Origin of the sequence: Streptomyces sp. NPDC001502 (assembly GCF_042894785.1) — a bacterium.
Classification (GTDB): domain Bacteria; phylum Actinomycetota; class Actinomycetes; order Streptomycetales; family Streptomycetaceae; genus Streptomyces; species Streptomyces kutzneri.
In genome coordinates this window covers 83,742-107,622 of record NZ_JBIAVW010000013.1, presented here as the reverse complement: position 1 = coordinate 107,622, position 23,881 = coordinate 83,742, and the positions used below count along the sequence as shown (strand labels likewise).

The 23,881-nt window shown below is 73.6% G+C and carries 21 protein-coding genes and 1 pseudogene; 13 read left to right on the top strand and 9 right to left on the bottom strand.

All coding sequences use genetic code 11. The features are described from left to right. The 7 genes from ACFY0D_RS23370 (at position 1) to ACFY0D_RS23340 (ending at position 6,768) form a co-directional block, all read left to right on the top strand. Complete coding sequence (locus tag ACFY0D_RS23370) at positions 1-807, top strand: class I SAM-dependent methyltransferase (protein WP_390800082.1); 807 nt, start codon at positions 1-3, stop codon at positions 805-807. 183 nt (positions 808-990) lie between these two features. Then, positions 991-1,146, top strand: a complete 156-nt coding sequence (locus ACFY0D_RS23365) for a hypothetical protein (RefSeq protein ID WP_390799995.1) — start codon at positions 991-993, stop codon at positions 1,144-1,146. A 10-nt stretch (positions 1,147-1,156) separates the two neighbouring features. Then, positions 1,157-2,029 carry a PhzF family phenazine biosynthesis protein gene (locus tag ACFY0D_RS23360; protein ID WP_390799994.1) on the top strand — a complete coding sequence of 291 codons (873 nt, stop codon included), beginning with the start codon at positions 1,157-1,159 and terminating at the stop codon, positions 2,027-2,029. A 96-nt stretch (positions 2,030-2,125) separates the two neighbouring features. Then, positions 2,126-3,391 carry a serine hydrolase domain-containing protein gene (locus ACFY0D_RS23355; RefSeq protein WP_390799993.1) on the top strand — a complete coding sequence of 422 codons (1,266 nt, stop codon included), beginning with the start codon at positions 2,126-2,128 and terminating at the stop codon, positions 3,389-3,391. A gap of 145 nt (positions 3,392-3,536) precedes the next feature. Next, the gene (locus tag ACFY0D_RS23350; RefSeq protein WP_390800081.1) at positions 3,537-4,499 is read left to right on the top strand and encodes an endonuclease/exonuclease/phosphatase family protein; all 963 of its coding nucleotides are present in this window, start codon (positions 3,537-3,539) and stop codon (positions 4,497-4,499) included. A 354-nt stretch (positions 4,500-4,853) separates the two neighbouring features. Then, positions 4,854-5,594, top strand: a complete 741-nt coding sequence (locus tag ACFY0D_RS23345) for a tRNA-dependent cyclodipeptide synthase (protein ID WP_301363748.1) — start codon at positions 4,854-4,856, stop codon at positions 5,592-5,594. After that, positions 5,584-6,768 (top strand): cytochrome P450, encoded by a 1,185-nt coding sequence (locus tag ACFY0D_RS23340; RefSeq protein ID WP_390799992.1) that lies wholly within the window; start codon positions 5,584-5,586, stop codon positions 6,766-6,768. The genes ACFY0D_RS23345 and ACFY0D_RS23340 overlap by 11 nt, the downstream gene beginning before the upstream one ends. 150 nt (positions 6,769-6,918) lie before the next feature. Here ACFY0D_RS23340 and ACFY0D_RS23335 read toward each other — a convergent pair whose 3' ends face one another. Continuing rightward, entirely contained in the window at positions 6,919-7,746 is an 828-nt protein-coding gene (locus ACFY0D_RS23335; RefSeq protein WP_390799991.1) for an alpha/beta fold hydrolase, read from the bottom strand. Between the two features lie 78 nt (positions 7,747-7,824). Between ACFY0D_RS23335 and ACFY0D_RS23330 the strand changes: the two genes are divergently transcribed. Both ACFY0D_RS23330 and ACFY0D_RS23325 read left to right on the top strand, forming a co-directional pair. Further along, complete coding sequence (locus ACFY0D_RS23330; protein ID WP_390799990.1) at positions 7,825-8,451, top strand: sigma-70 family RNA polymerase sigma factor; 627 nt, start codon at positions 7,825-7,827, stop codon at positions 8,449-8,451. Between the two features lie 174 nt (positions 8,452-8,625). Beyond that, the gene (locus ACFY0D_RS23325) at positions 8,626-9,162 is read left to right on the top strand and encodes a hypothetical protein (RefSeq protein WP_390800080.1); all 537 of its coding nucleotides are present in this window, start codon (positions 8,626-8,628) and stop codon (positions 9,160-9,162) included. Between the two features lie 86 nt (positions 9,163-9,248). On the opposite strand, the gene ACFY0D_RS23320 is transcribed toward ACFY0D_RS23325, so the two are convergent. Then, positions 9,249-10,157, bottom strand: a complete 909-nt coding sequence (locus ACFY0D_RS23320; RefSeq protein ID WP_390799989.1) for an aminoglycoside phosphotransferase family protein — start codon at positions 10,155-10,157, stop codon at positions 9,249-9,251. 150 nt (positions 10,158-10,307) lie between these two features. Here ACFY0D_RS23320 and ACFY0D_RS23315 point away from each other — a divergent pair, with 150 nt between their 5' ends. Further along, the gene (locus ACFY0D_RS23315; RefSeq protein WP_390799988.1) at positions 10,308-13,496 is read left to right on the top strand and encodes an amidohydrolase family protein; all 3,189 of its coding nucleotides are present in this window, start codon (positions 10,308-10,310) and stop codon (positions 13,494-13,496) included. 399 nt (positions 13,497-13,895) lie between these two features. Beyond that, complete coding sequence (locus ACFY0D_RS23310) at positions 13,896-14,846, top strand: nucleotidyl transferase AbiEii/AbiGii toxin family protein (protein ID WP_390799987.1); 951 nt, start codon at positions 13,896-13,898, stop codon at positions 14,844-14,846. Between the two features lie 249 nt (positions 14,847-15,095). Here the strand turns inward: ACFY0D_RS23310 and ACFY0D_RS23305 are convergent, their stop codons facing one another. The 4 genes from ACFY0D_RS23305 to ACFY0D_RS23290 form a co-directional block, all read right to left on the bottom strand. After that, positions 15,096-15,500 (bottom strand): DUF4440 domain-containing protein, encoded by a 405-nt coding sequence (locus ACFY0D_RS23305; RefSeq protein ID WP_390799986.1) that lies wholly within the window; start codon positions 15,498-15,500, stop codon positions 15,096-15,098. A 79-nt stretch (positions 15,501-15,579) separates the two neighbouring features. Then, positions 15,580-16,371 (bottom strand): class I SAM-dependent methyltransferase, encoded by a 792-nt coding sequence (locus ACFY0D_RS23300; protein WP_390799985.1) that lies wholly within the window; start codon positions 16,369-16,371, stop codon positions 15,580-15,582. 148 nt (positions 16,372-16,519) lie between these two features. Next, complete coding sequence (locus ACFY0D_RS23295) at positions 16,520-17,044, bottom strand: GNAT family N-acetyltransferase (protein ID WP_390799984.1); 525 nt, start codon at positions 17,042-17,044, stop codon at positions 16,520-16,522. Between the two features lie 51 nt (positions 17,045-17,095). Then, positions 17,096-19,195 carry a SpoIIE family protein phosphatase gene (locus ACFY0D_RS23290; protein ID WP_390799983.1) on the bottom strand — a complete coding sequence of 700 codons (2,100 nt, stop codon included), beginning with the start codon at positions 19,193-19,195 and terminating at the stop codon, positions 17,096-17,098. Between ACFY0D_RS23290 and ACFY0D_RS23285 the strand changes: the two are divergent. Next, positions 19,149-20,090: pseudogene (locus ACFY0D_RS23285) on the top strand (phosphatase PAP2 family protein); the annotation flags it as partial. The gene ACFY0D_RS23290 and the pseudogene ACFY0D_RS23285 sit on opposite strands and share 47 nt — an antisense overlap. A 48-nt stretch (positions 20,091-20,138) precedes the next feature. Here the strand turns inward: ACFY0D_RS23285 and ACFY0D_RS23280 are convergent. The 3 genes from ACFY0D_RS23280 to ACFY0D_RS23270 all read right to left on the bottom strand — a co-directional run bounded on the left by ACFY0D_RS23280 (position 20,139) and on the right by ACFY0D_RS23270 (position 23,143). Next, positions 20,139-20,837, bottom strand: coding sequence for a response regulator (locus tag ACFY0D_RS23280; RefSeq protein ID WP_390799982.1), 699 nt, complete (start codon positions 20,835-20,837; stop codon positions 20,139-20,141). After that, positions 20,834-22,324: a sensor histidine kinase gene (locus ACFY0D_RS23275; RefSeq protein ID WP_390800079.1), complete on the bottom strand. Its 1,491-nt coding sequence runs from the start codon at positions 22,322-22,324 to the stop codon at positions 20,834-20,836. The genes ACFY0D_RS23280 and ACFY0D_RS23275 overlap by 4 nt, the downstream gene beginning before the upstream one ends. A 90-nt stretch (positions 22,325-22,414) precedes the next feature. Next, positions 22,415-23,143, bottom strand: coding sequence for a DUF2625 domain-containing protein (locus ACFY0D_RS23270; RefSeq protein WP_390799981.1), 729 nt, complete (start codon positions 23,141-23,143; stop codon positions 22,415-22,417). 103 nt (positions 23,144-23,246) lie between these two features. Here ACFY0D_RS23270 and ACFY0D_RS23265 point away from each other — a divergent pair, with 103 nt between their 5' ends. Further along, entirely contained in the window at positions 23,247-23,867 is a 621-nt protein-coding gene (locus ACFY0D_RS23265) for an L-threonylcarbamoyladenylate synthase (protein ID WP_390799980.1), read from the top strand. Positions 23,868-23,881: the final 14 nt, after the last annotated feature.

The following is a 23,881-nucleotide window of genomic DNA, read 5'->3' as shown; positions in this document are numbered from 1 at the left end:
GTGACGGCATTCGACACGTCCGAGCGTCGCGCGTGGGCCGCGCAGGCCGATGCCTATGCGGGCAGCTTCGGCAAGCTCTGCGCATATCCGGTGCCCCGCTTGCTCGACGCCGCCGGGATCGAGGCGGGTACGCGTGTGCTCGACGTGGGGACCGGCACGGGGACCGCCGCCGCGGCCGCGTGCGGGCGAGGGGCGAAGGTGGCGGCGGTGGACGCCGAACCGAGCATGGTCGCCGTTGCCGGCCGGAATGCGCCGACGGCCGATGTGCGCCTCGCCGCTCTGCCGGAACTGCCCTTCGCCGACGGCGAGTTCGACGCGGTGATCGGAAACTTCGTCCTGAACCACGTCGGACAACCCCGTTCAGCCCTGCGGGAGTTGCGCCGGGTGACACGGCCGGGCGGCCGGATGGCCTTTACCATCTGGGCGGTCCCTGCGGCCGCCGGACAGACCTTGCTGGGGCGAGCGGTCCAGGCGGCGGGTGTCGGCCGCCCCGCCCATCTGCCCGCGCCGGCTCCCGGCGATGATTTTTCCCGCGACGAGCAGGGCTTCGCCGCGCTGCCGGCCGGAGCCGGCCTGCGGGATGCCGGCTGCGAGACCCTGGTGTGGGAGCACCGGACGACTCCCGAGGAGTGGTGGAGCGGCCCCGCCGCCGGCATCGCGACGATCGGGCAGATCGTGCGGAGCCGGCCGCCCGAGGTCGTCGAGACCATCAAGGCGCAGTTCGAAGCGATGTGCGCGGAGTTCACCGACCGTGACGGTGTGCTCGTGCTCCCGCACGCCGCCCTGATGGCGTACGGCCGCGCGTAGAGCGGGACGGCCCGCTGCCCCACGGAGCTTACGGAGCACTTGTGTTACCGGGGGAGCGACCACAAGTGAGCGGGGCCAGAGCGGTGTTCGGGAACCGGACGGATTCCGGCGGCGCCGCTGCTGGTCTGGTCGCTCCTCGCCTTCCAGGTCTTCAGCGGCCCCGACGTCGCCGCGCCCCCGGAGGTGCTCTCCACCTTCATGCTCGGCGGCCCGCTGTCGGTGACCGCGCTCTCGGCCTGGCAGGTACGGCGCCTGCGCAGCCACCGCGGGATCACCCTGGCCTCCGCGCTGGGCCGGCGACCGCCCCACGGACACGGTCTGCCGGGCGGCCCCCGGTAGCGTCGCCCCCATGCGCTACCACCACGTCGACGTCTTCACCGACCGCCCCTACAGCGGCAACAGCCTCGCGGTGTTCCCCGACGCCGATCCGCTGACCGGCGCCCAGATGCGGACGATCACCCGGGAACTGCGGCACTTCGAGTCCGTCTTCCTCATGCGCGACGGCTCACCCGGGCGGCCGCGCACGTGGCGGGCGCGCGTCTTCGACCTCGCGGGGGAGCTGGACTTCGCCGGGCACCCCCTCATCGGCGCGGCCGCGGTGCTGCACGCCCTCCACGGCGCGGCGGACCACGAGGCCTGGACCCTGCGCCTGCCCGACCGCCCGGTGGAGGTCACCACCGAACGGCGGGGCCCCGGCCGGTACGCGAGCCTCCTCGACCAGGGCGCGGCCGCCTTCCTCGGCCGCCCCGCCCCCGAACGCCTGGCCGCCCTCTTCGCCCTCGACCCCGGAGACCTGGACCCCGGTCTGCCTCCGGAGGTGGTCTCCACGGGCCTGCGCTACCTGGTGCTCCCCGTACGCGGAGACGCGCTCGCCCGTGCCCGTGTCACGGCACCGCTCGATGCGCCACTGGCCCGCCTCGGCGCCGAGTTCGCCTACCTTCTCGACGCCTCGGCCATGGAGGGGAGGCACTGGAACAACGACGGGATCCTGGAGGACGTCGCCACCGGCAGCGGTGCGGGGTGTGCCGCCGCCTATCTGCGCAGCCACGGCCGGATCGGCGCCGGGGAGCGTTGCCTGCTGCGCCAGGGCCGCTTCACCGGGCGCCCCAGCGCGATGACCGTCAGCGCCGACGGCCACGGCCGGGACATCCGCCCCGTGTGCGTCGGCGGTGGTGTCGCCCTCGTCGGGGAGGGACGCCTGCGCGAGCTCCCGCCGCCCTGAGGTCCCCGGCGGCGGACGGCTCACCTCGCGACCGGGGGCGCGGGGACCTAGCCTGATGGTGTTGCCCGGGGCCCTCGGACGGCAGGAGACCATGCCGTGAAGCCAACCCATCTCCGGCTGCGCCGGGCCTGCGCGGCCGCCGCCGCGACAGGAGTGCTCATCGCCGCGGCCGCCGCGGGCTCCGCGTCCGGGGCGTCCGGGGCCGGGCGGTCGACTCCCGCCTCCGCGGCCGCCGCCACCCCCACCCCCACCGCCCCGACGCCTTCCCCGGATGCCGATACGGGTTTCACGCCCCTCACACCGGCCGTCGCGGCGCAACTCGACGCGGCCGTGCGCCGGGTCATGCGCGAGGCGCAGGTGCCGGGCGTGACGGTCGGGCTGTGGGCCCCCGGCAAGGGGAGCTACGTACGGTCCTTCGGTGTGGCGGACAAGGCGACCGGTGCGCCGATGGCTCCCGACCTCCACGTGCGCATCGGCAGTGAGACCAAGACGTTCACCGTCACCGCCCTCCTCCAGCTGGTCGACCAGGGGAAGGTGGGTCTGGACGACCACATCGGCGCCTACGTCACAGGAGTTCCGAACGGTGACCGCATCACCCTGCGGGAACTGGCGGGCATGCGCAGCGGACTCTTCAACTACAGCATGGACGGGGACTTCATCACGCGGCTTGAGGCCGATCCGGAGAAGTACGTCTCACCGCGGCAGTTGCTCGACTACTCCTTCAAGCACCCCGTGCAGTTCGAGCCGGGCGCGGAGTTCGACTACAGCAACACCAACCTGATCCTGCTCGGCCTGGTGGTGGAGAAGATCACCGGCCGGCCGCTCCACGAGGTCATCACCAAGGACGTCCTGGGACCGGCCGGGCTCCGCAGCACGGTCTTCCCGACGAGCCCGGCCCTGCCGGTGCCCTATGCGCACGGGTACACCGACCAGACGGCCTCGGGCAAGGTCGTGGACTCGACCCGCTGGAATCCCTCCTGGGCCTGGGCCGCCGGAGAGATGGTCTCCGACCTGCAGGACCTCCGCAGCTGGGCCCGTACCCTCGCCACCGGCACGCTGCTGAAGCCGGCGACCCAGGCCGAGCGTCTGAAGACCACCCCGATGGACATTCCGGGTGCCGGCTACGGACTGGGCATCTTCGACGTCCAGGGCTGGATCGGCCACAACGGCTCGATCCCCGGATACGAGGTCCTGCCCGTCTACCTGCCGTCGGCACAGGCGACGATGGTCATCCTCCTGAACACCGACAGCCAGTACAAGGGCCAGGAGCCCAGCACGCTCTTCGGGGAGGCGGTCACGACCATCGTCACCCCCGATCACGTGTATCCCGGCCACAAACCGGTCGCGCCCAAGACCGGCTGACGGCCGGCGCCGCCAACGACCCACGGAGACCTGATGCCGGCCGACGACCGGCGACCGGCGACCGGCGACCGGCGACCGGCGACCGGCGACCGGCGACCGGCGACCGGCGACCGGCAACGACCTGAGGACAGGAGCGGCCGTGAGCGTGGTCATCGGTACGTGGAACCTGGAGAACCTCTGCCGCCCCCTGCCCCCGGGCGGCCCGCCCTCCAACCGCTGCGCCGCCCGGGACGAGGCCACCTACCAGGCGAAGCTGGAGGGTCTCGCGGCCACGATCGCCCATCTCGCGCCCGATCTCCTCGGCGTCCAGGAAGTGGGCAGTCACGAGGCGCTGACCGATCTCGTCGACCGGCTCGACGGAGACTGGCACATCGCCCTGTCGACGCACCCCGACCGCCGCGGCATCCGGGTGGGCTTCCTCAGCCGCCGGCCGCTCACCGTGGTCGAGGACCGCACGGCCTTCCCGGACCACCTCCCGCCCGTCCGGGTCGAGGACGACGGGACCATGGTCAAGAGGATGGGCCGCGGCGGCCTGGTCGTGCGCTGGAGTCCCGTGCCCGGCCACACGGTCGGGGTGGCCGTGTGCCACCTCAAGTCGAAACTGCTGACCTTCCCCGGAAACCGTCACAGCACGGACGACGAGCAACTGCGCGCCCGCTACGCCGCGTACGCCCTGTACCGCCGGGCCGCCGAGGCCGTCACCATGCGCTTCGTGGCCGACCAGCTCCTGCAGGGCGACGGCCGCACGCACGAGGTGATCGTGATGGGCGACCTCAACGACGAGTTCAAGGCGGCCACCACGCAGATCCTGTACGGCCCGCCGGGCTCGCAGATCGGTACCGGCGGCTTCCAGGACGGCGACCTCGGCGACCCGCGGCGGCTCTGGAACCTCGCCCCGCGCATCCTCGAACAGGGCGGGTTCTCCCGCGTCTTCGAGGGCCAGAAGGAGCTCATCGATCACATCCTGGTGAGCCGGGCGCTGCTGCCCCGGCTGGAGCGGGTCTTCACCGGCCCGGAGAAGCTGCCGACGGTGGACGGCTCGCACCCGGCCGCGCCGCACGACAGCCCCTCCGACCATGCGCCGGTCCTCGCCGTACTCGACTACTGAACCGGGCTCCCTTTTCCCCGCGGTTCACCACCGGCCCGCCCGGCCGGGCGGCCCGTCCGGAAAAGCCCGTATCCCGAGCGGAGCTTGATGGCCCGTCACCGTCGACTCTCGGCCAGAACGTTCCGGGAAGAATTCCGGTCGGCCGAACGATTTCTCACCGGTGGCCGCCCCGGAAACACCCGGTAAAGACGGGGCCGACAGGCCACCACCAGGGCCGGATCGGCCACGTTCGAAAGGTGCCCGGGTCAACTGTGTTGTCCGACAGATGAGTTACCACCCAGAAGACATGGAACGTCGCTCACAGTTCGGGTAGCTTTCCATCACGTCGCCGCCACACCCGGGGCACAGGGCCCCATGGGACTAGCGGCACAAAGGACCCGACCCCTGTTGACGACAGCAACCGAAGTCTTCACAGTCCGGCCGTACACCCCGCATTGCCAGGTGATCAGCACCGAAGGCGATCATGCCGTCATAGGTATTTCCCCGGGGAACAGTTACTTCTCGGCCCAACGTGTCAATGACCTTGCCCACTGGGGCCTGCGCAACTTCGAGCAGGTCGACCTCATCTACACCGACATGCACGTGGCCGAGATGTACGAGGCTCTCGGCTACGGCGAGGACGAAGCGCGCCGGAAGGCGGTGAAGAACCTGCGCGGCGTCCGCGCCAAGGTGAACAACGCCGCCGCGGAGGCCGACCCCACCGGCACCCGCCTCCGCGCCCGCCCGATGTCCTCCCTCACCGACATCCCGGCCTACCGGGCGCTCCACAGTCACCTGACCACCCTGCTGGACACCGACCCGGAGTTCCGCAAGACCAGCAACTCGCTGGTCGACGCGTTCCTCTCGTCCAAGGTCCTGAACGGGAAGGCCGCCACCACGCGGCAGCGCGACGTGTGCCTGGAGTACGTCTGCGCCGAAATGCCGCTCTTCCTCGACACGCCGGCCATCCTCGGCGTGCCGTCCTCCCTCAATTGCTACCACCAGCTCCTGCCCATGGCGGAACTGCTCTACTCACGCGGCTCGGGCCTGCGCGCCTCGCGCAACCAGGGTCACGCCATCATCACCCCCGCCGAAGGAGCTCCCGATGTCCACTGAGACCCTGCTCGACTTCCCCTTCTCCGCGCGCGGCGACCAGCTCCCGACCGAGATCGAGGAGCTGCGCGCCGAACCGGTGAAGCGGGTCCGCACGATAGCCGGGGACGAAGCCTGGCTCGTCTCCTCCTATCCGCTGGCCAAGCAGGTTCTTGAGGATCCCCGGTTCAGCCTGAAGGACACCTCGGCCCCCGGTGTGCCCCGCCAGTACGCGCTGACGATCCCGCCCGAGGTCGTCAACAACATGGGCAACATCACCGGCGCGGGACTGCGCAAGGCCGTCCTCAGGGCGATCAACCCGAAGACCGACGGGCTCACCGACTGGATGCGCGCCCAGGCCACCAGCCTGGTCGACAGCCTCCTGAGCCACGGGGCGCCGGTCGACCTGCGCGGCCAGTTCACCAACCCGTACTCCGAGAACCTGCACTGCCGCATCCTCGGCATTCCCGAGTCCGACGCGCCGCGCCTGGCGGCCAGCCTCGACATCGCGTTCATGAACTCGGCCTGCCCGGTCACCGGCGCCAAGCTCAACTGGGACCGCGACATCGCCTACATGGTGGAGCGCCTCGACGATCCCACCACCACCGGCCTGATCGCCGAGCTCGCCGCCCTGCGCAACGACCCGGACTACGACCACCTGACGGACGAGATGCTCGCCACCGTGGGCGTCACGCTGTTCGGCGCGGGGGTCATCTCCACCATGGGCTTCCTGACCATGGCCCTCTTCTCCCTCCTCCAGAACCCCGAGATGTGGGAGCGGCTGCGCAAGGAGCCGGAGAAGATCCCGGCCGCGGTGGACGAACTCCTGCGCATCAACCTGTCGATCGCCGACGGCCTGCCCCGGCTCGCGCTGGAGGACCTCACCCTCGGCGACGTCGCGGTGAAGAAGGGCGAGCTGATGCTCGTCCTGGTCGAGGCCGCCAACACCGACGCGGACGTGTACCCCGACCCGCACGTCGCGGACATCGACCGGCCGAACGCCGGTACGCACCTCTCCTTCGGCGGCGGACAGCACTACTGCCCGGCCACCGCGCTCGGCAAGCGGCACACGGAGATCGCCATCGAGGTGCTCCTGGAGAAGATGCCCCACCTCGCTCTCGCCGTGCCGGTCGACCAGCTCGTGTGGCGTACCCGCTTCATGAAGCGCATCCCGGAGCGCCTGCCCGTGCTCTGGTGATCGCGCAGGCGCGCGGGACGACGCGCCTGCCCGGTGATGGCCCCGGCCGGGGGGAATCCGGCCGGGGCCATCGCCCTGCCTGCACCGCCCCGTGCCCGTGCCCGTGCGCGGGCGCGGGCGCGGGCGCGCGCCCGGGCTCCGTAGAGGTCGCTACGCCAGGAACGCCGCGACGGTCGCCACGAACCGGTCGGCGTCGTCGAGCCAGGGGTAGTGGCCCGCTCCCCGCAGTACGAGGAACGTGGCGCCCGGGATCAGCTCGGCGAACTCGGCCACCGATCGAGGGGGGCTGTTCAGGTCGAACTCCCCCGCGAGCAGCAGCGCGGGGCTCCTCCAGGTGGCGAGCGCTGCGCGCGTGGCCCGTGGGTCGAAGGCGCCGTCGGCCGCGAAGAGGGTGACGGCCTCCGTGTTGTCCGGGCGGGCCGCCGCCTGGTGCCGCCGGGCCGCGTCGTCCCACCGGCCGTGGAAGAAGGGGCTGATGGCATCCCAGTCGCTGCCGGTGCCCTCGGTGATCGCCTCCAGTGCCGCGAACGCCTCGGGGAACCACGGCTCGTCCTTCCGCAGCCGCGCGAGCTCCCGCCGGCTCTCCCCGGTGATGATCACGCCGACGGCGCGGGTGCCGGGGGTGATCAGGACGAGCCCGCGGACACGGTCCGGGTACCGGGCCGCGTACTGCGTGGCGAGGTTCGCCCCGGCCGAGTGGGCGAGCAGGTCGACCGCAGGGAGGCCGAGGTGCTCGCGCAGGGCCTCGATGTCCCCGACGAGGCGGTCGCAGCGGTAGGAGGAGGTGTCCTCGGGGACCGCGGACCGGCCGGTGCCGCGCAGGTCCGGGACGATCAGCCGGCGGTGCGCGGACAGACCCCCGAGGTCGCCGAGGTAGCCGGAGTCCGCGGGGCCTCCGGGGATGCAGACGACCGGGTCGCCGCTCCCCAGCATGCGGTAGGCGAGCCGGGTGCCGTCAGGTGCGGTGAATGTGGGCATGCCGCGGATCCTGACAGCCATAACCAGGTTGTACAACCAGGTTATGGCGAAGGGGGTGCCGCAGTGTATAACCGAGTTGTGGCAGACCGAGAGAGTACGCATCGGACATCCGGCACGCTGACCGAGGAACAGGCCGTGCGGATGCTCGCCGGTATGAACGAGGTCATCCGCGCGGGTGAGGAGATGCGGAGGCTGCGCGCCGAGATGATCCAGCTGTTCGCCGGCTTCGGCTGGACCCAGGACACGATCGCCCGGATCACCGACATGAGTCAGCCCGCCGTGTCCAAGCAGGTGGCGAAGTACGCGGTCGACACCGCCGCGCCACCGATGGGGTTCGCCCTCGACCAGTACGACACCCCATGGCTCGAAGGACGCCTGTGGGGGCTGGCGGAAGCGGTCGCCGAGAGCCTCGACGCCGCGCGCTGCACCCGCTGCGTCGACGCACTCGCCCGGGGCCGGAAGCGCTTCACGCCCCGGACCGTCGACGAGCTGCGGCGCCTCCTCGAAGACGACCTGACGCTCCATCGCGCGGAGCTGCCCGCGGGCTTCCGGGCCGCCTACGACGAGATCAGCCGCGGTCTCGACGTCCCGCCGAAGGCGACGGCCGGCGCGCCGGTGACGGTTTCGGCCTCGGTACGCCGCACCCTCGCCCACCAGTTGCAGCGCGACCGGCTCCAGGACGAGCGGCTCGCGGGCGGGCACTGATCCCTCCACCTGCGCCGATCGGACGATGCGCCCGGCGCGGCCGGGCGCGCGCACCACGCGCTGCGGGGGCGGCCGACTGACCCGTACCGGACAGATGCCCCCTTCGGCCTGCGGGGGCCCGACCCCCGCTGCTGAAGTGTGTGTGGTCAGCACTCCGATCCGGAGAAGGGGAAGATCCTCATGCGCAGTCGACTCCGCGGCACCCTCGCCACCGGCTTCGTCGGCACCACGGCGGCCCTCGTCGCCCTGCTCGTTCCCGGCACCGCCCACGCCGCCCCGGCGAAGCTCAGCCACGCGTCGGCCGTGAGCCAACTGAACGCGACGGGCGGCATCGGCCTGTCCTCCAGCGGTGGCTGCAGCAACCGGAACAACGCCACCTGCACCTCGCTGGAGCAGGTCAACGCCGCAACCATCAGCGACGTCCGCACCCTGCGCAACGCGAGCCACTGCGCCCTCACCATCACGGGCGGCACCGAGGTGGGACACTCCTCGGGTACCTACAGTCACTGGAACGGCTACAAGATCGACTTCAGTCCGACCAGCTGTGTCGGCAACTACGTCACCGGCAGCTTCACCCGGATCGCCGACCGCGGCGACGGCGCCGCCCGCTACCGGTCCGCCGCGGGCAACGTCTACGCCCGGGAGGGCAACCACTGGGACGTCACCTTCTGCGGCGGCAGCGCGGCCTGCACCTCCGCGGCCAGCTCCTGAGCGCACCCGGCCGCCGGACGGCGGGCCCGGGCCCGGCGCACTCCCCGGCCGGGCCCGGCGCGCATCTCGACCGGGCCGGCCGGGCCTCACCGCAGGTCCTCTCCCAGCACCTCGCGGATCACGTGCCGGGCGTTGGCCGCCATCACCGGGTTCGTCGTGCGGTAGTAGGGCAGCGCGTTCAGCGCCTGCGAGAGCGTCCGCCCCCGGCCGCGGCGCCAGGTCGCGTCGTCCACCCCGAGCCGCTCGCGGAAGACCGCCCTCGCGCCGGCCGGCAGCAGGTTCCATGCCGGGAACAGATCGCAGGCGGGATCTCCCACCCCCATGCACCCGAAGTCGATGACCGAGGTCAGCCTGCCCCCGTCCACCAGCAGGTTGCCCGGCGTCAGATCGGAGTGCAGCCACACCGGCGGCCCGTCCCACTCCGGGGCCCGCAGCGCGTCCTCCCATACCGCGGTCACGGCATCGCAGTCGACGCCCTCCTCCGGGATCCCTCGCAGTTGCCCGATCGCTGCCCGGGTCGGCGCGTCGAGCAAGGCGAGCGGTCCCCCGCGGTAGGCCTCCGGCGCCCCCGGCAGGGTGATGCCCCGCATCGCCGCCACGAAGGCGGCCAGGTCACGGGCCAGCGCCACGGGCTCGTGCAGCGCCCCGGCCTCGGGGTTCTCCCCCGCCAGCCACCGGTACACCGACCACGACCACGGATACCCCTGCGCGGGCTCCCCGGCCCCGAGGACTTCGGGGACGGCCGTGGGCAGCCGCCGTGCGAGGCGCGGCAGCCATTCCCGCTCCATCGCCACGTCCTCGGCCCCGCCCGCCAGCATCGGCAGCCGTACGACCATGCCGTCGCCGAGCCGGTACATCTCGTTGACCGTGCCGCCCGACGGCAGCCGTTCCACGGTCAGCCCGGCCCACCGGGGGAACTGACCGGCGATCAGACGGCGTACGAGGTCCTCGTCGACGGGGTGCGCGCCTGGATGCATCATCTGTGCGGTGCTCATGGAGCGCCATCCGATCGCCGACCGTCCACGGGGTCAAACCCTTTTCCCGCACACCCGCGCGCGGCCCCGTTGCCCGACCGGGGTCGTGATCGTTTGCGTGGCTGACGGGACATCCGGGGCAGTCATCGACGGACAGGGCGAGTGGTCGAGGTGCGAGTTGCGCGAAGGACCGTTCTGCAGGCGGCTTCGGCGGGCGCCCTGACGGCGCTGCTCGGCCGCGCGTCCGCGGCGGCGGCCGTCCCGGGCGGCGCCGCCGGGGACCTGGTCAGGCTGCGCTTCACCCGGGCGACCAACGGAGCGGCCACCGCCACCGCCACCGGCGACCGGGTCGTCGCCGAGGTTCAGGGCGTTCTCTGGTCGCTGCCTCCGGACGGTTCGCCCGCGACGGCGCTGACCCCGCCCGACCTCGAACCCGGCCGCCCGGTGTTCTCCCCCGACGGCCGCCAGGTGGCGATGAGCGCCTACCGCGGCGGCGGCTTCCACATCTGGGTGATGAACGCGGACGGCTCCGGCCTGCGCCCGCTCACCGACGGGCCGTTCGACCACCGCGCGCCCGCCTGGTCGCCCGACGGCCGCACCCTCGCTTTCTGTTCCGAGCGCGGCGGTGATCCGGTGGCCGGGAGTCCGTACCGGATCTGGACCGTCGCCGTGACCGGCGGCCGCCCGCGCCGGCTGACGGGTCTGCCCGGGCAGGACGGCCCCGGCCAGGACGGGGAGTGGGAGGACTTCGACCCGGTCTGGTCGCCGGACGGCTCGCGCGTCCTGTTCGTACGCGGCACGCCGACCGGCGAAACCCTGACCGCCCGGACGGTCGCCTCCGTGGCCACGGACCCCGGTGCCGGCGGCCCGGTGCGGGCCGAGCACACCGTCACCGACGGCAGGCTGCTGGCCCCCGCGCTCTCCCCGTCCGGACGCACCGCCTGGCTGTGCGCGACCCCGGGCCCCCGCAAGGCCGAGAACCTCTCCCTCTTCGCCGACGGCCGTCCGGTCCCCCTCGACGGTGATCTCGCGCCCGCTCCCCCGCGCTGGATCGGCGACGACCGGCTGCTGATCACCCTCGACGGCCGGTTCCGGGTGATCCGCCCCCACCGGGACGACGGCGGCGCCGGCCGCGAGATCCCCCTCGACGCCACCCTCGAAGTGGCCCGACCCCGCTACCGGGTCAAGGAGTACGTACTGGAGGCCGAACGGAGCCTTCCGGTCCGGGGTATCCACCTGCCGGCCCTCTCCCCCGACGGCCGCCGCGTCGCGTTCGCCGCGCTGAACGCGCTGTGGATCGCACCCGTCACCGGCGGCGCGCCCCGCAAGATCGTCCAGGCTCCCGTGACGGCGTACGTCCAGGGTCCGGTGTGGAGCCCGGACGGCCGCGCGCTGGTCTACACCGACGACCGCGACGGCCTGAACACCGTGCGCCGCCGGGAGCTCGACAGCGGCCGGGAGAGCGTCCTCGCCCCGGGCGGCCGCGTCTACGGGGTGCTGTCGCCGGACGGCACGAGGCTCGCCGCCCTCGATCTCGCCGGGCGGCTCCTCGTGCGTGACCTCGCGACCGGGACCGAGACCCCGCTGGTCGCGGCCCTCGGCGGCGGCGGTCTGCCGGGCCCGCCCAGCTGGTCGCCCGACGGCCGCCATCTCGCCCTCTGCGACCGCAACCGGCTCAGCCGGCGCTTCCGCGAGGGCTACAACCTCATCCGGATCGTCGACACCGCCACCGGCGCCGCCCGCCTGCACGCCCTCGCCCCGCACGCCTCGCTCGCGGACCGCTACGCCTCCGGCCCGGTCTGGTCCCCCGACGGCCGCTTCCTGGCCTGCGTCGGCGAGTCGGCCCTCTGGCTGCTACCCGTCGGCCCCGACGGCGCCCCGACCGGCCCGGCCCGCCGCCTGACCGACGAGCCCGCCGACCACCCTTCGTGGTCCGCCGATTCCCGCACCCTGCTCTACCAGTCCTGTGCCCGGTTGCGCCTGCTCTCCCTCGACGGAGCCGGAGCACCGGCCGCAGCGCCCCGGACCGTATCCGTCTCCCTGAACTACCGGCGCCCCGCACCCGTCGACACCGTCGTGCACGCGGGACTGCTGTGGGACGCCACCGGCTCCGCTCCCCGCGCCGACGTCGACGTCCTGATCGGCGGCGGGCGGATCACCGCCGTCGAGCCGCACCGGCCGGGCCGCCGCGCCGCCCGCACCGTGGACTGCTCCGACGGCACGGTCCTGCCCGGCCTGTGGGACGCGCACGTCCATCCGTACCCCTACACGTATGGGGCGCGCCAGGGTGCGCTGCACCTCGCGTACGGGGTCACGACCGTGGTCTCGCTCGGCGGTTCCGCCTATGAACAGGCCCGGCTGCGCGAGGACATCCGGGCCGGGCTGCTCGCCGCTCCCCGCCTGCTGGCGGGCGGGGAGCTCCTCGACGGCTCGCGGGTCGCCTACAGCATGGGGCGCGCCCATCGCACGCGCGCCGGGTTCGCCCGCTCGCTGGCCCGGGCCGCGGCGCTGGACTGGGACTTCGTCAAGACGTACGTACGAGCCCCCTACGAGCAGATGGCCGAGGCGGCCCGCTTCGCGCACGAGCGGCTCGGTGTCCTGGCCGGCTCCCACCTGTGCGCCCCCGGCATCCGGTCCGGCCAGGACCTGACCACGCACCTGGTGGCGACCGAGCGTGCCGAGTGCGGGCACGGTGCGACCCCGCGGGGGCACACGTACCAGGACACCCTGGAGGTCTACACGCACGGCGGTTTCGATCTGATCGCCACCCCTTTCACGGCCCTCCCGCTGATCGGCGCCGATCCGGCGCTCGCCGACGATCCGCGGGTGACGTCGCTGATGCCGCCGTGGGACGTGGCGGCCGTCCGGGCCGCGGCCGCCGCGCCGCCGAGCGCGGAGCAGAGCGCGGCGCTGGAGCGGGAGGTCGGCGTCTACCGCCGTGTCGTCGAAGGCGGCGGGCGCCTCGCGCTGGGCACGGACGCGCCGCTCACCCCGGTCGGTCTCCATCTCCACCTCGCGCTGCGGGCCCTGCACCGGTACGGACTGACGCCCGCGGAGGCCCTGACCACGGTGACCCTGACCCCGGCCCGGATGTTCGGCGTCGCGGACCGGCTCGGCACGGTCGAGCCCGGCCGGATCGCCGACCTCACCCTGGTCGACGGCGATCCGTTCGCCGACTTCGACGACCTGGTCCGGGTACGGGCGACCGTCCGCGGCGGAAACCTGCGTGAACGCCCCGCCCTGGAACGTGCCTTCACCCGTCCGTCCGCCGAGCCACCGGTCCCGTCCCCGGACCCGGCCGGCTGGCGCGCGGTACTGGACCAGATGCTGCGCGACGGCTGCTGCACCCCGCACGGCTAGGGCGTGTCTTTCGGATCTTGCCGGTCAAGCCCGTGTCGTCTGGCGCCAGGAGTCTCGGATACGCCCGTTGCCCTTCGAGCACGAGCCCGATGACAAGCCGCCGACCGCGCTGTTCCGGCGATCCGCCGCCGAGGTCACCGGCGTCCGTGCCGCGCCGACCGGGCCGTCCCCGAGTCGTTCCACCGGAGCGAGCTGTCCGTCGCCCCCGGATGGAAGGTCGGCGGCCGGCCCCAGTGGGGCTTGACCGACCCCGTCGCCCGCATGTGTGCCGCCTGCGGCGCCGGGATGGACCCCCTGCTGGCCATCGCCTCGAATGTGCCCGGAGTCCCCGGAGCATCCGCACACCGACCTGATCCAGTGAGCCACGGCCCTGTCGGTGGCGGCGCCTACAGTCGCCGCATGACGGTGAACGACCTGACGGCGGCGGCAGGGCCCGGCCGCGCCGCCCTCGACCATCTCCTGCGGCTGATCGCGGAATCCACGTGGGGCGGCGACCTGGTCCTGCGCGGCAGCATGGTCATGCCCGCGTGGGTCGGTGGCCGGGCCCGGCCGCCGGGTGACCTCGACTTCGTCGTGCCGCCGCCGTCGCCGGTGCCCGTCGACCGGCGGCACCCCCACCCGTACGTCCCGGCGTACGACACCGTGCAGCAGTGGCCGGAGGCCGCCGACGGTGCCGCCCGCTACGAGATCTGGGCGGACGGGGAGGCGGAGTTCGAGACGCGGGGGCTGCGCGCGAACGTCCCTCCGGAGGGCCTGGTCTGGCAACCGGAGCCGGAGCCGGCGGATTTCCCGCCGTACGAGGATCTGCTGGAACGGGTCCGCGCCTGCCCGCGGGCCGCCGCGGGCGTCCTGCTGGACGCGGACGGGGCGCGCCGGGACGGTACGTGGGCCTACGCGTACACGGACGGCGAGGACGGGCCCGGCGGAATCAGGATCCTGATCCCGTGGCGAGCGGACTCAGGCCCGGAGGGGGTGGCGCAGCTGGACTTCTCCCGCGACGAGCGGCTGCCCGAGCCCCCCGTCTGGACGGCGGTGCCGCGAGGCGACGGCGGGGTCACGGTGGTCCGCACGGCGAGCCGCCGGCTGTCGCTGGCCTGGAAGCTGCGGTGGCTGGTGGCGGACGCCGCGGCCGAGGACGGCCCGCAGTGCAAGGATCTGTACGACGCCGTGCTGCTGGCGGAGGCCTGCCGGGAGCGGCCCCTCCCGGAGCCGCCGCGCCTGGCCGGCGTACGGGTGGACGAACGGGCCTGGCAGCGCTTCTGCGCGGCCCACCCGGGTGTGCGGGGCTCGGCCGCCGACCGGCTCGCCCGACTCCGCACCGCGCTGGCCCCGGCCTCGGCGGCCCGCTAGGGGGTGTCAGGCAACGGCGCGAAGTCCCGTGCCCGGGGCGCCGGTTGCTCCTCGTCGCCGCCCGGACCTTTCGGGACGGGACGGTCCTCGTAGAGCAGCCGGCGCGCCTGCGGGGACGGGAGCGAGCCTGCCCTGTGCACTGCGGACTCGACGGGCCGGGCGTCCGGCGGACCGAGAACTCCTACGCGCACCATGATGGGCTTCATCCGCCTGGGGCCGGTGGGCCGGGGCGGCAGCGGCCGGGCGTGATCAGGGCCGGTCGTACCAGGCGAAGGCCGCGATCCGCCAGCCGTCCGCGGTGCGGACGAACTGGATGGTCTTGGTCCCGGCCCCCTCGAACGGCTTGCCGTCCAGGTGCCCGGACTTGCGGTACTCGCCGAACCGCGAGGCGATGTCGCCCGCGATCTCGGTCCGTTCGGAGGTTTCCCACTCGGAGAACTCGGCCAGGCGCCCGCCGGCGGCCAGCAACAGGCGGCGCGGCTCGATGAACTCCTCCACGCTCCAGACCGTGAACTGCGGGCCGGTCATGGTGATCACTCCGCCCGGCAGGACCAGCCGCCGGATCCGGTCCAGATCGGCTGCCTTGCCGCCTCGGTTGTCGAAGGCGCCGAAGAACTCGGCGGTCACCACGTCTATTTCGGCCTTGGACGACATGGCGCGACATTAACACCGAGGACCTGTCCAGGGCCTGCCGGTGAAGGTGATCGTGCAGCGCATCAGCCATTACCTCGGCTCAAGCCGCGAGCGCTGTCGTGATCACCAGGGGCGGTCCCGCCCGCTCCGCCGGCCACGCGCGGCCGGCCGCGAAGTCCACGTCGGCCACGGTCAGTGCCTCGTCGACAGTGGGCCGGTGCTGGACGACGTCCCGGAATCCCGCACGCTCCAGCAGGGCCGGGAGGACTCCGACGGGCCACGCGTGGTTGCGTACCTCCTGCCAGGACCCGTCCGTGCGCCGGAGCCGTACGGTCAGCTCGTCACCCGGCCCGTACACCTCGCCCGGTTCGCCGATCCGCAGCGAGGCGTACTCGGTGCCGCCGCACGCGGGATCGGTGGCCAGCAACACGAACGGGGCGCCCGTCCGCAGGAGCCGGCGGATCTCGGTGAACACGCCGAGCACCGCCTCCTCGGTCGGCAGCGACGCCAGTACGTGGTTGCACATCACCGCGTCCGCGCAGCCGTCCGGCAGGCCGGTCACGCGTCCGTCCTCGACCAGGTGGTACTCGGCCACCGCGGTCGCCGAACCGCGGGCCAGCGCCAGCATCTCCGCGGACGTGTCCACCCCCAGCACCCGCGCCCCCAGCCGCCGGGCCGCCTCGTCGGCCACCTTGCCCGGCCCGCACCCGTAGTCCACCAGGACCTCGCCGGCGCCGATGCGGCGAGCCAGGGCCCGGAAGACGAACGGGTACCCGAGCAGCCAGTCCGTGGCCGCCTCCACCGCCGCGAATGCGCGCGCCCCTTCACGTCCGGACCACGCGGTGCCGTCTTCGGCACCACCGGGCCCGGGTCCCTCCGGCCTGTCGCTCACCCTCCCACTATCGACCCACCGGGGCCGTACGGCCGTGGTACGACACGGGGCTCCTCCACGGCCTCATGGCAGCGCGGGGGAAACGATCCCGCCCTGGCTGTCGGGGGCGTGCTCGCCCCGTCGGCCGGCAAGATCCGCAAGAGACGGCCTAGAGGTCGATCCAGTAGCGCCGCTTGGGGCCGATCAGGGTTCCGCGGACGTCCTCCAGCACCCCGCCGTTGCCCTCGATCGTGCGGATGGACGCCTCGTTGTCCGGGTCGCAGGTCAGCAGGACCCGGTCCATGCCCAGGACGCGCGCCTCGTGCAGGACGGCCCCCAGGGCCCAGGTGGCCAGGCCTCGGCGACGTGCCGAGGGCCTGACGCTGTAGCCGATGTGGCCGCCCGCGTCGAGGAGGAAGCCGTTCAGGTAGTGCCGCAGGTCGATCGCACCCAGGTACGTGTCGCCCTCGGCGATCCACCAGTACGTCGCGTGGACCCGGCCGTGGTCGGCCGGCAGGGTGCGGTCCGAGTACCGGCGCAGCCGCTCCACCCAGGCCGCGAAGCCCTCCGGGGTGTCCACTTCGTCGTCGGAGCCGAGCCCGCCGCCGTCGATGTGGGCGTCCGGTCCCCCTTCGCGCTGCGCGGCGAGCCAGGAAGTGTGCAGGTGGGGGGTCGGGGTTATGAGCTCAGGCATACCTCGGACGATAACAGTCGGCCGGTCCGGGCTCATCCGGCAAGCGACCCCCTAGGCGGAGCCCGTCGGCAGGGATCGTGCGCGGGCGATGACCAGGGCGACGTCGTCGTGGTCGTCCGTGCGGCGCAGGGAGTCCAGGAGGCGGTCGCAGGTCTCCTCCAGTGGACGTCCGGTGTCGGCGAGCAGGGTCAGCAGGAGGTCCAGGCGTTCGTCGATGGGCTGGTCGCGGGTTTCGACCAGGCCGTCGGTGTAGAGGACGAGTTGGTCGCCGGGGTCCATGGCGATGGTGGTGGACTCGAAGGGGATGCCGCCCACGCCGAGCGGGGCGCCGGTGGGCAGGTCGAGGAGTCGGGGCCGGCGGCCGGAGCGGATGAGGACGGGCGGCAGGTGTCCGGCGAGGGCGACCCGGCACTGGGCGGCGTGCGGGTCGTAGACGACGTAGACGCACGTGGCGATGGTCTCCTCCAGTGCGGCGGTGGTGTGGTCCAGCTGGTGGAGCACCTGGGGCGGGTCGAGGGCGAGTTCGGCGAGGGTGCGGGTCGCCGTACGCAGCTGTCCCATGCTGGCGGCGGCGTTGATGCCGCTGCCCATGACGTCTCCGACCACGAGGACCGTGGTGTCGTCCGGTCCGGCGATGGCGTCGAACCAGTCGCCCCCGATCTCGCTGCTGGCCGCGGCGGGCCGGTAGCGGTAGGCGACTTCCAGGCCGGGTGTGGGCGGCGGGTGGTGCGGCAGGAGGTGGTGCTGGAGGGCGAGGGCGGTGTGGTGCGCGTTGCGGTACCAGCGGGCGTTGTCGATGCACACGGCGGCGCGGGCGGCGAGTTCGCCGGCCAGCACGATGTCGTCGTCGTTGAACGGCAGCGGGTTGCGGGTGCGTTTGAGGTCGAGGGCGCCGAGGACCTCGCCGCGGGCGATGAGCGGAACGGCCAGGTAGGAGCGGAGCCCGGCGCGGCTCAGGAGGTCGGCGGCGGTGCTGTCGCGGGCGATGCGCGAGATGTCCTGGGCCTGTACGTGGGCGACGAGGACCGGGTGGCCGGTCGTCACGGACTGGGTGACGAGCCGGTCCGCGGCGTAACGGGCGATGTCGCCGGGCGGGTCGGCGGCGCGGACGGCGTCGCTGGGGTAGGCGGCGGCGAGGGCGAGGGCCCGGAACACGGCGGGCTCGTGGGCGGAGGACCGCAGGGTCGGCCGGCCTTCGAGGACGGAGTCGAGGATGTCGACGGCGGCGATGTCCGCGAGCTCGGGCACGACGACGTCGGCGAGCTCGCGGGCGGTCTGGTCGAGGTCGAGGGTGGTGCCGATGCGGACGGTGGCGTCCGCGATGAGCGCGAGCCGGCGGCGGCTGCGGGCGATCTCGATGGCCGCCCGGTGACTCTGAGTGACGTCCACCACGGAGGTGGCGAGGCCCAGTACCCGGCCGGTGGCGTCCTCCAGCCGGTAGTACGACACCGACCAGGCGTGTTCGGTGCGGTCCCCGCCGTGGGTGCGGCCGGCCGTGAACTGTTCGAGCAGCGGCGTTCCGGTGGCCAGGACCTGGCGCATCGCCGACTCGGCGGCCTCCGCGTCGTCGAGGAAGGCCAGGGCCTCGCGGACGCCCCGGCCGATGTGATCTTCGGCGGGCAGCCCGTTGATCCGCTCCAGCGTCGGGTTGACGAGCACGTACCGCAGCTCGGTGTCCAGGACCGCGAGGCCGATCGGGGACTGGGCCACCAGGCGCGCGGACAGGGCGAGGTCCCGCTCCAGCTGGCGCAGCCGGGTGCGGTCGGTCGCGATGCCCAGGGCGAACATCTCGCCGTGCTCGTCGAGCAGCCGCATGTTGCGGAACTCCACCAGGCGCGTGGTGCCGTCCCGGCGCCGCACCGGGAAGGCCCCCGCCCAGTCCCCCGCGCCGCCCATGACGCGCGCGAACAGCTCCGTGACCAGGCCTACGTGCTCCTTGGCGGCCAGCAGCCGGGCGGCGGGGCGGCCGAGTGCCTCCGCCGCCGTCCAGCCGAACAGCTGCTCGGCCTGCGGGCTCCACAGCGCGACCCGTCCTTCGGAGTCGAGGACGACCGCCGCGACGTTCAGGACGTCGAGCAAACCGCTCGGCGGGGAGACCCCGGCCATGCCGGGTCTGATCCCACCGGTCCCCGACGCGTCGATCCCACCCATCGGCGACGCTCCTTCCGGCATCGTCGGCCCGGCGCCGCCCGCCGCCACCCGCCCTGGGGCGGTCCGAAGCGCACGGCTTCCTCTCATCGTGCCCCCGAACCTGTCCGGCAGCGTCCGGAGCGTCCCCGTCAGGACCGCCGCGCATGCGGCAGGCGCTTTCCAGGCACGGAACGGCGGACGTCGCAACCCTGACGTTCGCCGGGGGCCGGGCCGGCCGTTCGGCCGGGGCGCGCGGGCCCCGGCGTTCCTACGGTCGGACCCCATGGAATCGAACACCCGATACGGATGGGCCCGACGGCTGCCGCTGGCCGGCGCGACGGCCGGGGCGGGCGCCGCGGCCGTCGCCTGGGCGGCGCCCGGCGGCGCGCTGGGCACGAACGAGCCGGTACACGTCACGGAGGGCGTCTCCGCGACGGCCTACCGGTCACTCGCCCGGAGCGTGGCGGGCGACTGGCCGGCCTGGGCCGGGACGGCGCTGGAGGCGGCGAGCGAGGGCACGCTGCTGCTCCTGGCCCTGCTGCTGCTCTCGGTGGGCGTGTGCGCCCTGCGGTGCCGTGACGTGCCGGGCCTGGCCGGGGTGGCATTGGCGGCCGCCGGGACCGTGGCCGCCTACGCGCTCAGCGAGGGGCTGAAACTCCTGGTCGACGAGGAACGGCCGTGCCGGGCCGTGGCGGGGGCCCTGGCGGTCGCGCCGTGTCCCGCGCCGGGCGACTGGTCGTTCCCGAGCAATCACGCCGCCCTCGCTGCCGCGTCGGCGGTCGGCGTGACGCTCGTACGTCCCCGGCTCGCGGCCCTGGCCCTGCCGGTGGCCGCGGCCGCCGCCCTGCTGCGGGTCCTGGTCGGCGTGCACTATCCGCACGACGTCATGGCGGGCGCGGCGCTCGGGGCGAGCGCCGTGCTGACCGTACGGATCCTCCTCCTGCCCGCCGCCGGACGTGCGGCGTCAGCGCTCCTCGGGCGCCGCCCCGCCGCCGGGCGGCGCCGGGACCGCTCCGGCCTCATGGGCGACCACCGCCGCCGCGGCCCGGTTGTCGACGCCGAGGCGAGCGAGGATCGAGCTGACGTGGGCCTTCACCGTCCCTTCGGACAGGTGCAGGCGGCGCGCGATCTGCCCGTTGGACAGTCCGCCGCCGAGGAAGCCGAGTACGTCCCGTTCGCGGGCGGTCAGGGCGTCGACGCGGGCGCGGGCCGCGGAGCGGCGGCCCGCCCGGGCACCGGCGCCGTCGGCCGCGAGATGGGCGACGACCCGAGCCGCGACCTTCGGTGACAGGTAGGCGGCGCCGTCGGCGACCGCCCGCACCCCGGCCTGCAGCTCCTCCGGATCACCGGACTTGATCAGGAAGCCGGTGGCGCCCTCGCCGAGGGCGCGCAGGATGTAGTCGTCCTCGCCGAAGGTCGTCAGCATCACGACCCCCGTCGCCGGTACGGTCCTTCGTATCTCGGCGGCGGCCGCGATGCCGTCCGTACCCGGCATCCGGATGTCCAGTACGGCCACGTCCGGGCGGTGGTGCTGCACGAGCCGCACCGCCTCGTGGCCGTCGGCGGCCTCGGCGACGACGGTGATGCCGGGATCGGTGGCGAGGACGGCGCGGACGCCCGCGCGGATCATCGGCTCGTCGTCGGCGATCAGGATCCGGATCATCGGACTTCCCTCCCGGTGAAGGTGTCGGTGGAGACGAGCCGGCCGGCCCGGAAGCAGAGCCGGTGGATGTCCCCCGAGCGGTCGTCGAAGGGGTCGGCGGTCTGTACGTAGAACTCGCAGGCCGCACCGTCCGGTGCAGGGGTGGGGGCGACCGGCCGGCGGGTCGTCTGCCGTCGCGGCAGGTACGGCGCGACCTCGGCGCGAGGCTGCCCGACGCTCAGCCGGGCGTGGTCCTGTGGGGCGAGGACCGACTGCCGGGCCGTCACGGTGTCCCAGGCCCGCACCCCGAGGACGAGCACGGCCGCGGTACACAGCGGCACCAGCACGGCCGCGACGGCGGTACGGCGCAGCCGGCGGCGGGCGCTGCGGTGTTCCGGGGGCAGGACGCCGCCCTGGCGGGCCGGATCGGCGGGGGGCGGCGGGGCCGCGCCGGGCCGGTGCGGGAGCACGGCGCGGACGGCGAAGCCGTCGCCCTCGGGGCCCGCGGTGAAGGAGCCGCCGGCCAGCCGGACCCGTTCGTCCAGGCCGATGAGGCCGAGTCGGTGGGGCTCGCGGGGGACGCCCGGGACCTGGGAGGCGGTCTCCCGGCCGCGGACCGGCCCGTTCGTCACGGCGATCTCGGTCCGGCCGCCCGGATCCGCCGTGTCAGCCGTGTCAGCCATGTGCCGGACGACGACGGTGGCCCGGGAGGCGGGCGCGTGCTTGGCGACGTTCGTCAGCGCCTCCTGGACGACGCGGTACGCGGCCCGGTCGACGGCCCGCGGCAGCGCGGTGGCCGTCGGTTCCCCCTCCAGCCGCAGCCGGACGTCGAGTCCCGCCTCGGCGGCCCGGTCCACCAGGCCCCCGATCCCGGCGAGCCCGTTCACCGGACCGCTGTCCGGCCCGGGCTCCGGGTCTGAGGGTTCGCGCAGCAGGCCGATCACCTCGCCGAGCCGGTCCACGGCGGCTCCCGCCCTGGACCGGATGTCCCGCGCGGCGGTGCGGTGGGCCTCGGGAAGGCCGGGGGCCAGCTGCAGCGCTCCTGCCGACAGGGCGACGAGGCTGAGTTCGTGGCCGAGGAGGTCGTGCATGTCCTGCGCGATCCTGGTCCGTTCGCGCAGTCGGGCCTGTTCGGCGAGCAGGCGCTGTTCCCGCTCCAGCCGCGCGGCCCGCTCCCACCCGGCGCGCACCAGTTCGCGGTACTGGCGCAGGAACCGGCCCGCGAACCAGGGAAGCACCGCCGCGGCGAGCAGCGTCAGTGCGAACCGGGTCGTCCATGCGAGCCATTCGGGTACCAGGATCACCACAGGCACGGCTGCCACGAGTACCACGGCCAGGGCCACCGCCGCGCTCCGCCCCGGCCCCGGTCCGCTGCCGGCGACATACGCGCTGACCGCCGCCGGTATCCCCCACCACGGATAGGCCACGCTCGCTCCGACGGCGGCGAGCGCTGCGATGAACAGCCCTGTGGACACGACCGGTTGCGGGACCCGGGGCTCGATGATCATTGATCTCACGCACCTGACCCTACGGAACTCCCCCGGGCCGGCGGCACTGCCGAAAGTCCACCTTCGGCCTCGGTCGGATCCCCGGACCCGTCAGACCGTGCCCATGAATCCCGGGTCGATCCCGTCGAACTGCTGCCCGGTTTCCCGGGCGAAGCCCAGCAGCTGCCCCATGGGGACGGCGCGACGGCTGGTCGCCGCCAAGCCGCCGCGGCCCTCGGCGGACCACAGGGGAGGGTACAGCGACAGTCCCCGGCCGCCGTTCAGTTCCGCGACCTCCGCACGCCACCCGGGCCAGCGCAGGTCGGCGTAGAACCGGTCGAGGGCTCCGGACAGCAGCCAGGACAGCCAGGCCGCATACCCGGCCCCGAGAGCCTCCCAGCGCAGCGCGTCGGGGGCGAAGTAGACGATCTCGCCCGGCCCTCCGGGGCGGCCGCTGTCGGCGGGTCGCGCGCCGTTCAGGGCGAAGACCCCGCCCAGCGCGTCGTACGCCACGACCAGCCCGGCATCCGGGCACCAGCCGGGGTCGAACACGGAGGGGAAGGCGTTGGCCTGTGCGAGTCCGGGCAGTCCCCGGGAGCCGTCGGCGGCGGGGCTGCCGAGGACGCGCAGCCAGCCGTCGTCCAGGAGCAGGCCGCCGCAGTGCAGCACCACCGCGCCCAGGTACGACCGCGCGGTGACCTGCAGCTGGAGGAGCGACGCCCGGGCGAGGGCGGGATCGGCCGGCAGGACCTCCACCGGAACGGCTCCCGCGCCGAGTTCCCCGCTCAGTTCAAGCCAGGCGGGACCGTCGACGTCGATCAGTTCGTTCAGCGGGCGCATCCGGGCATCATCGCACCGGTCTCGGGCGTACCGGCGGGCAGGGCCGCAGGCCGGCCCGCCGGGCCGTACCGGCGCCGGGGTCCCGACCGCGTACGCTCGGCGGATGGCGAAATACTTCGACGTACACCCCGAGAATCCCCAGCGGCGCACCATCGACAGTGTGGTCGACATGATCCGCGGCGGGAAGCTCATCGCATACCCGACCGACTCCTGTTTCGCGCTGGGCTGCCAGCTGGGCAACCGCGACGGCATCAGCCGGATCCGGTCGATCCGGAATCTGGACGACCGTCACCACTTCACCCTCGTGTGCCAGAACTTCGCGCAGCTGGGCCGGTTCGTACAGATCGACAACGACGTGTTCCGTGCCATCAAGGCGGCGACCCCGGGCAGTTACACGTTCATCCTCCCCGCGACCTCGGAGGTGCCGCGCCAGCTGCTGCACCCGAAGAAGAAGACGGTCGGAGTCCGGATTCCCGACCACGTCGTCACGCAGGCCCTGCTCGCCGAGCTCGGCGAGCCGCTGCTCTCCAGCACCCTGCTGCTGCCCGACGAGCCCGAGCCGTTGACTCAGGGCTGGGAGATCAAGGAGCGCCTCGACCACGAGGTGGACGCCGTGCTGGACTCGGGTGACTGCGGTACCGAACCGACCACCGTCATCGACTTCTCCGGTGGCGAGGTCGAGATCGTGCGCCGGGGCGCGGGCGACACCGCTCGCTTCGAGTAGCCGCCGCCGGAGCC

What these genes read in the sequence shown, in the direction of transcription:
- ACFY0D_RS23360 (WP_390799994.1), top strand. Translation starts at nt 1,157, where the DNA reads ATGCGCTACCACCACGTCGACGTCTTCACCGACCGCCCCTACAGCGGC.
- ACFY0D_RS23345 (WP_301363748.1), top strand. Translation starts at nt 4,854, where the DNA reads ATGGGACTAGCGGCACAAAGGACCCGACCCCTGTTGACGACAGCAACC.
- ACFY0D_RS23340 (WP_390799992.1), top strand. Translation starts at nt 5,584, where the DNA reads ATGTCCACTGAGACCCTGCTCGACTTCCCCTTCTCCGCGCGCGGCGAC.
- ACFY0D_RS23335 (WP_390799991.1), bottom strand. Translation starts at nt 7,746, where the DNA reads ATGCCCACATTCACCGCACCTGACGGCACCCGGCTCGCCTACCGCATG.
- ACFY0D_RS23320 (WP_390799989.1), bottom strand. Translation starts at nt 10,157, where the DNA reads ATGAGCACCGCACAGATGATGCATCCAGGCGCGCACCCCGTCGACGAG.
- ACFY0D_RS23310 (WP_390799987.1), top strand. Translation starts at nt 13,896, where the DNA reads ATGACGGTGAACGACCTGACGGCGGCGGCAGGGCCCGGCCGCGCCGCC.
- ACFY0D_RS23305 (WP_390799986.1), bottom strand. Translation starts at nt 15,500, where the DNA reads ATGTCGTCCAAGGCCGAAATAGACGTGGTGACCGCCGAGTTCTTCGGC.
- ACFY0D_RS23295 (WP_390799984.1), bottom strand. Translation starts at nt 17,044, where the DNA reads ATGCCTGAGCTCATAACCCCGACCCCCCACCTGCACACTTCCTGGCTC.
- ACFY0D_RS23290 (WP_390799983.1), bottom strand. Translation starts at nt 19,195, where the DNA reads ATGGGTGGGATCGACGCGTCGGGGACCGGTGGGATCAGACCCGGCATG.
- ACFY0D_RS23280 (WP_390799982.1), bottom strand. Translation starts at nt 20,837, where the DNA reads ATGATCCGGATCCTGATCGCCGACGACGAGCCGATGATCCGCGCGGGC.
- ACFY0D_RS23275 (WP_390800079.1), bottom strand. Translation starts at nt 22,324, where the DNA reads ATGATCATCGAGCCCCGGGTCCCGCAACCGGTCGTGTCCACAGGGCTG.
- ACFY0D_RS23270 (WP_390799981.1), bottom strand. Translation starts at nt 23,143, where the DNA reads ATGCGCCCGCTGAACGAACTGATCGACGTCGACGGTCCCGCCTGGCTT.
- ACFY0D_RS23265 (WP_390799980.1), top strand. Translation starts at nt 23,247, where the DNA reads ATGGCGAAATACTTCGACGTACACCCCGAGAATCCCCAGCGGCGCACC.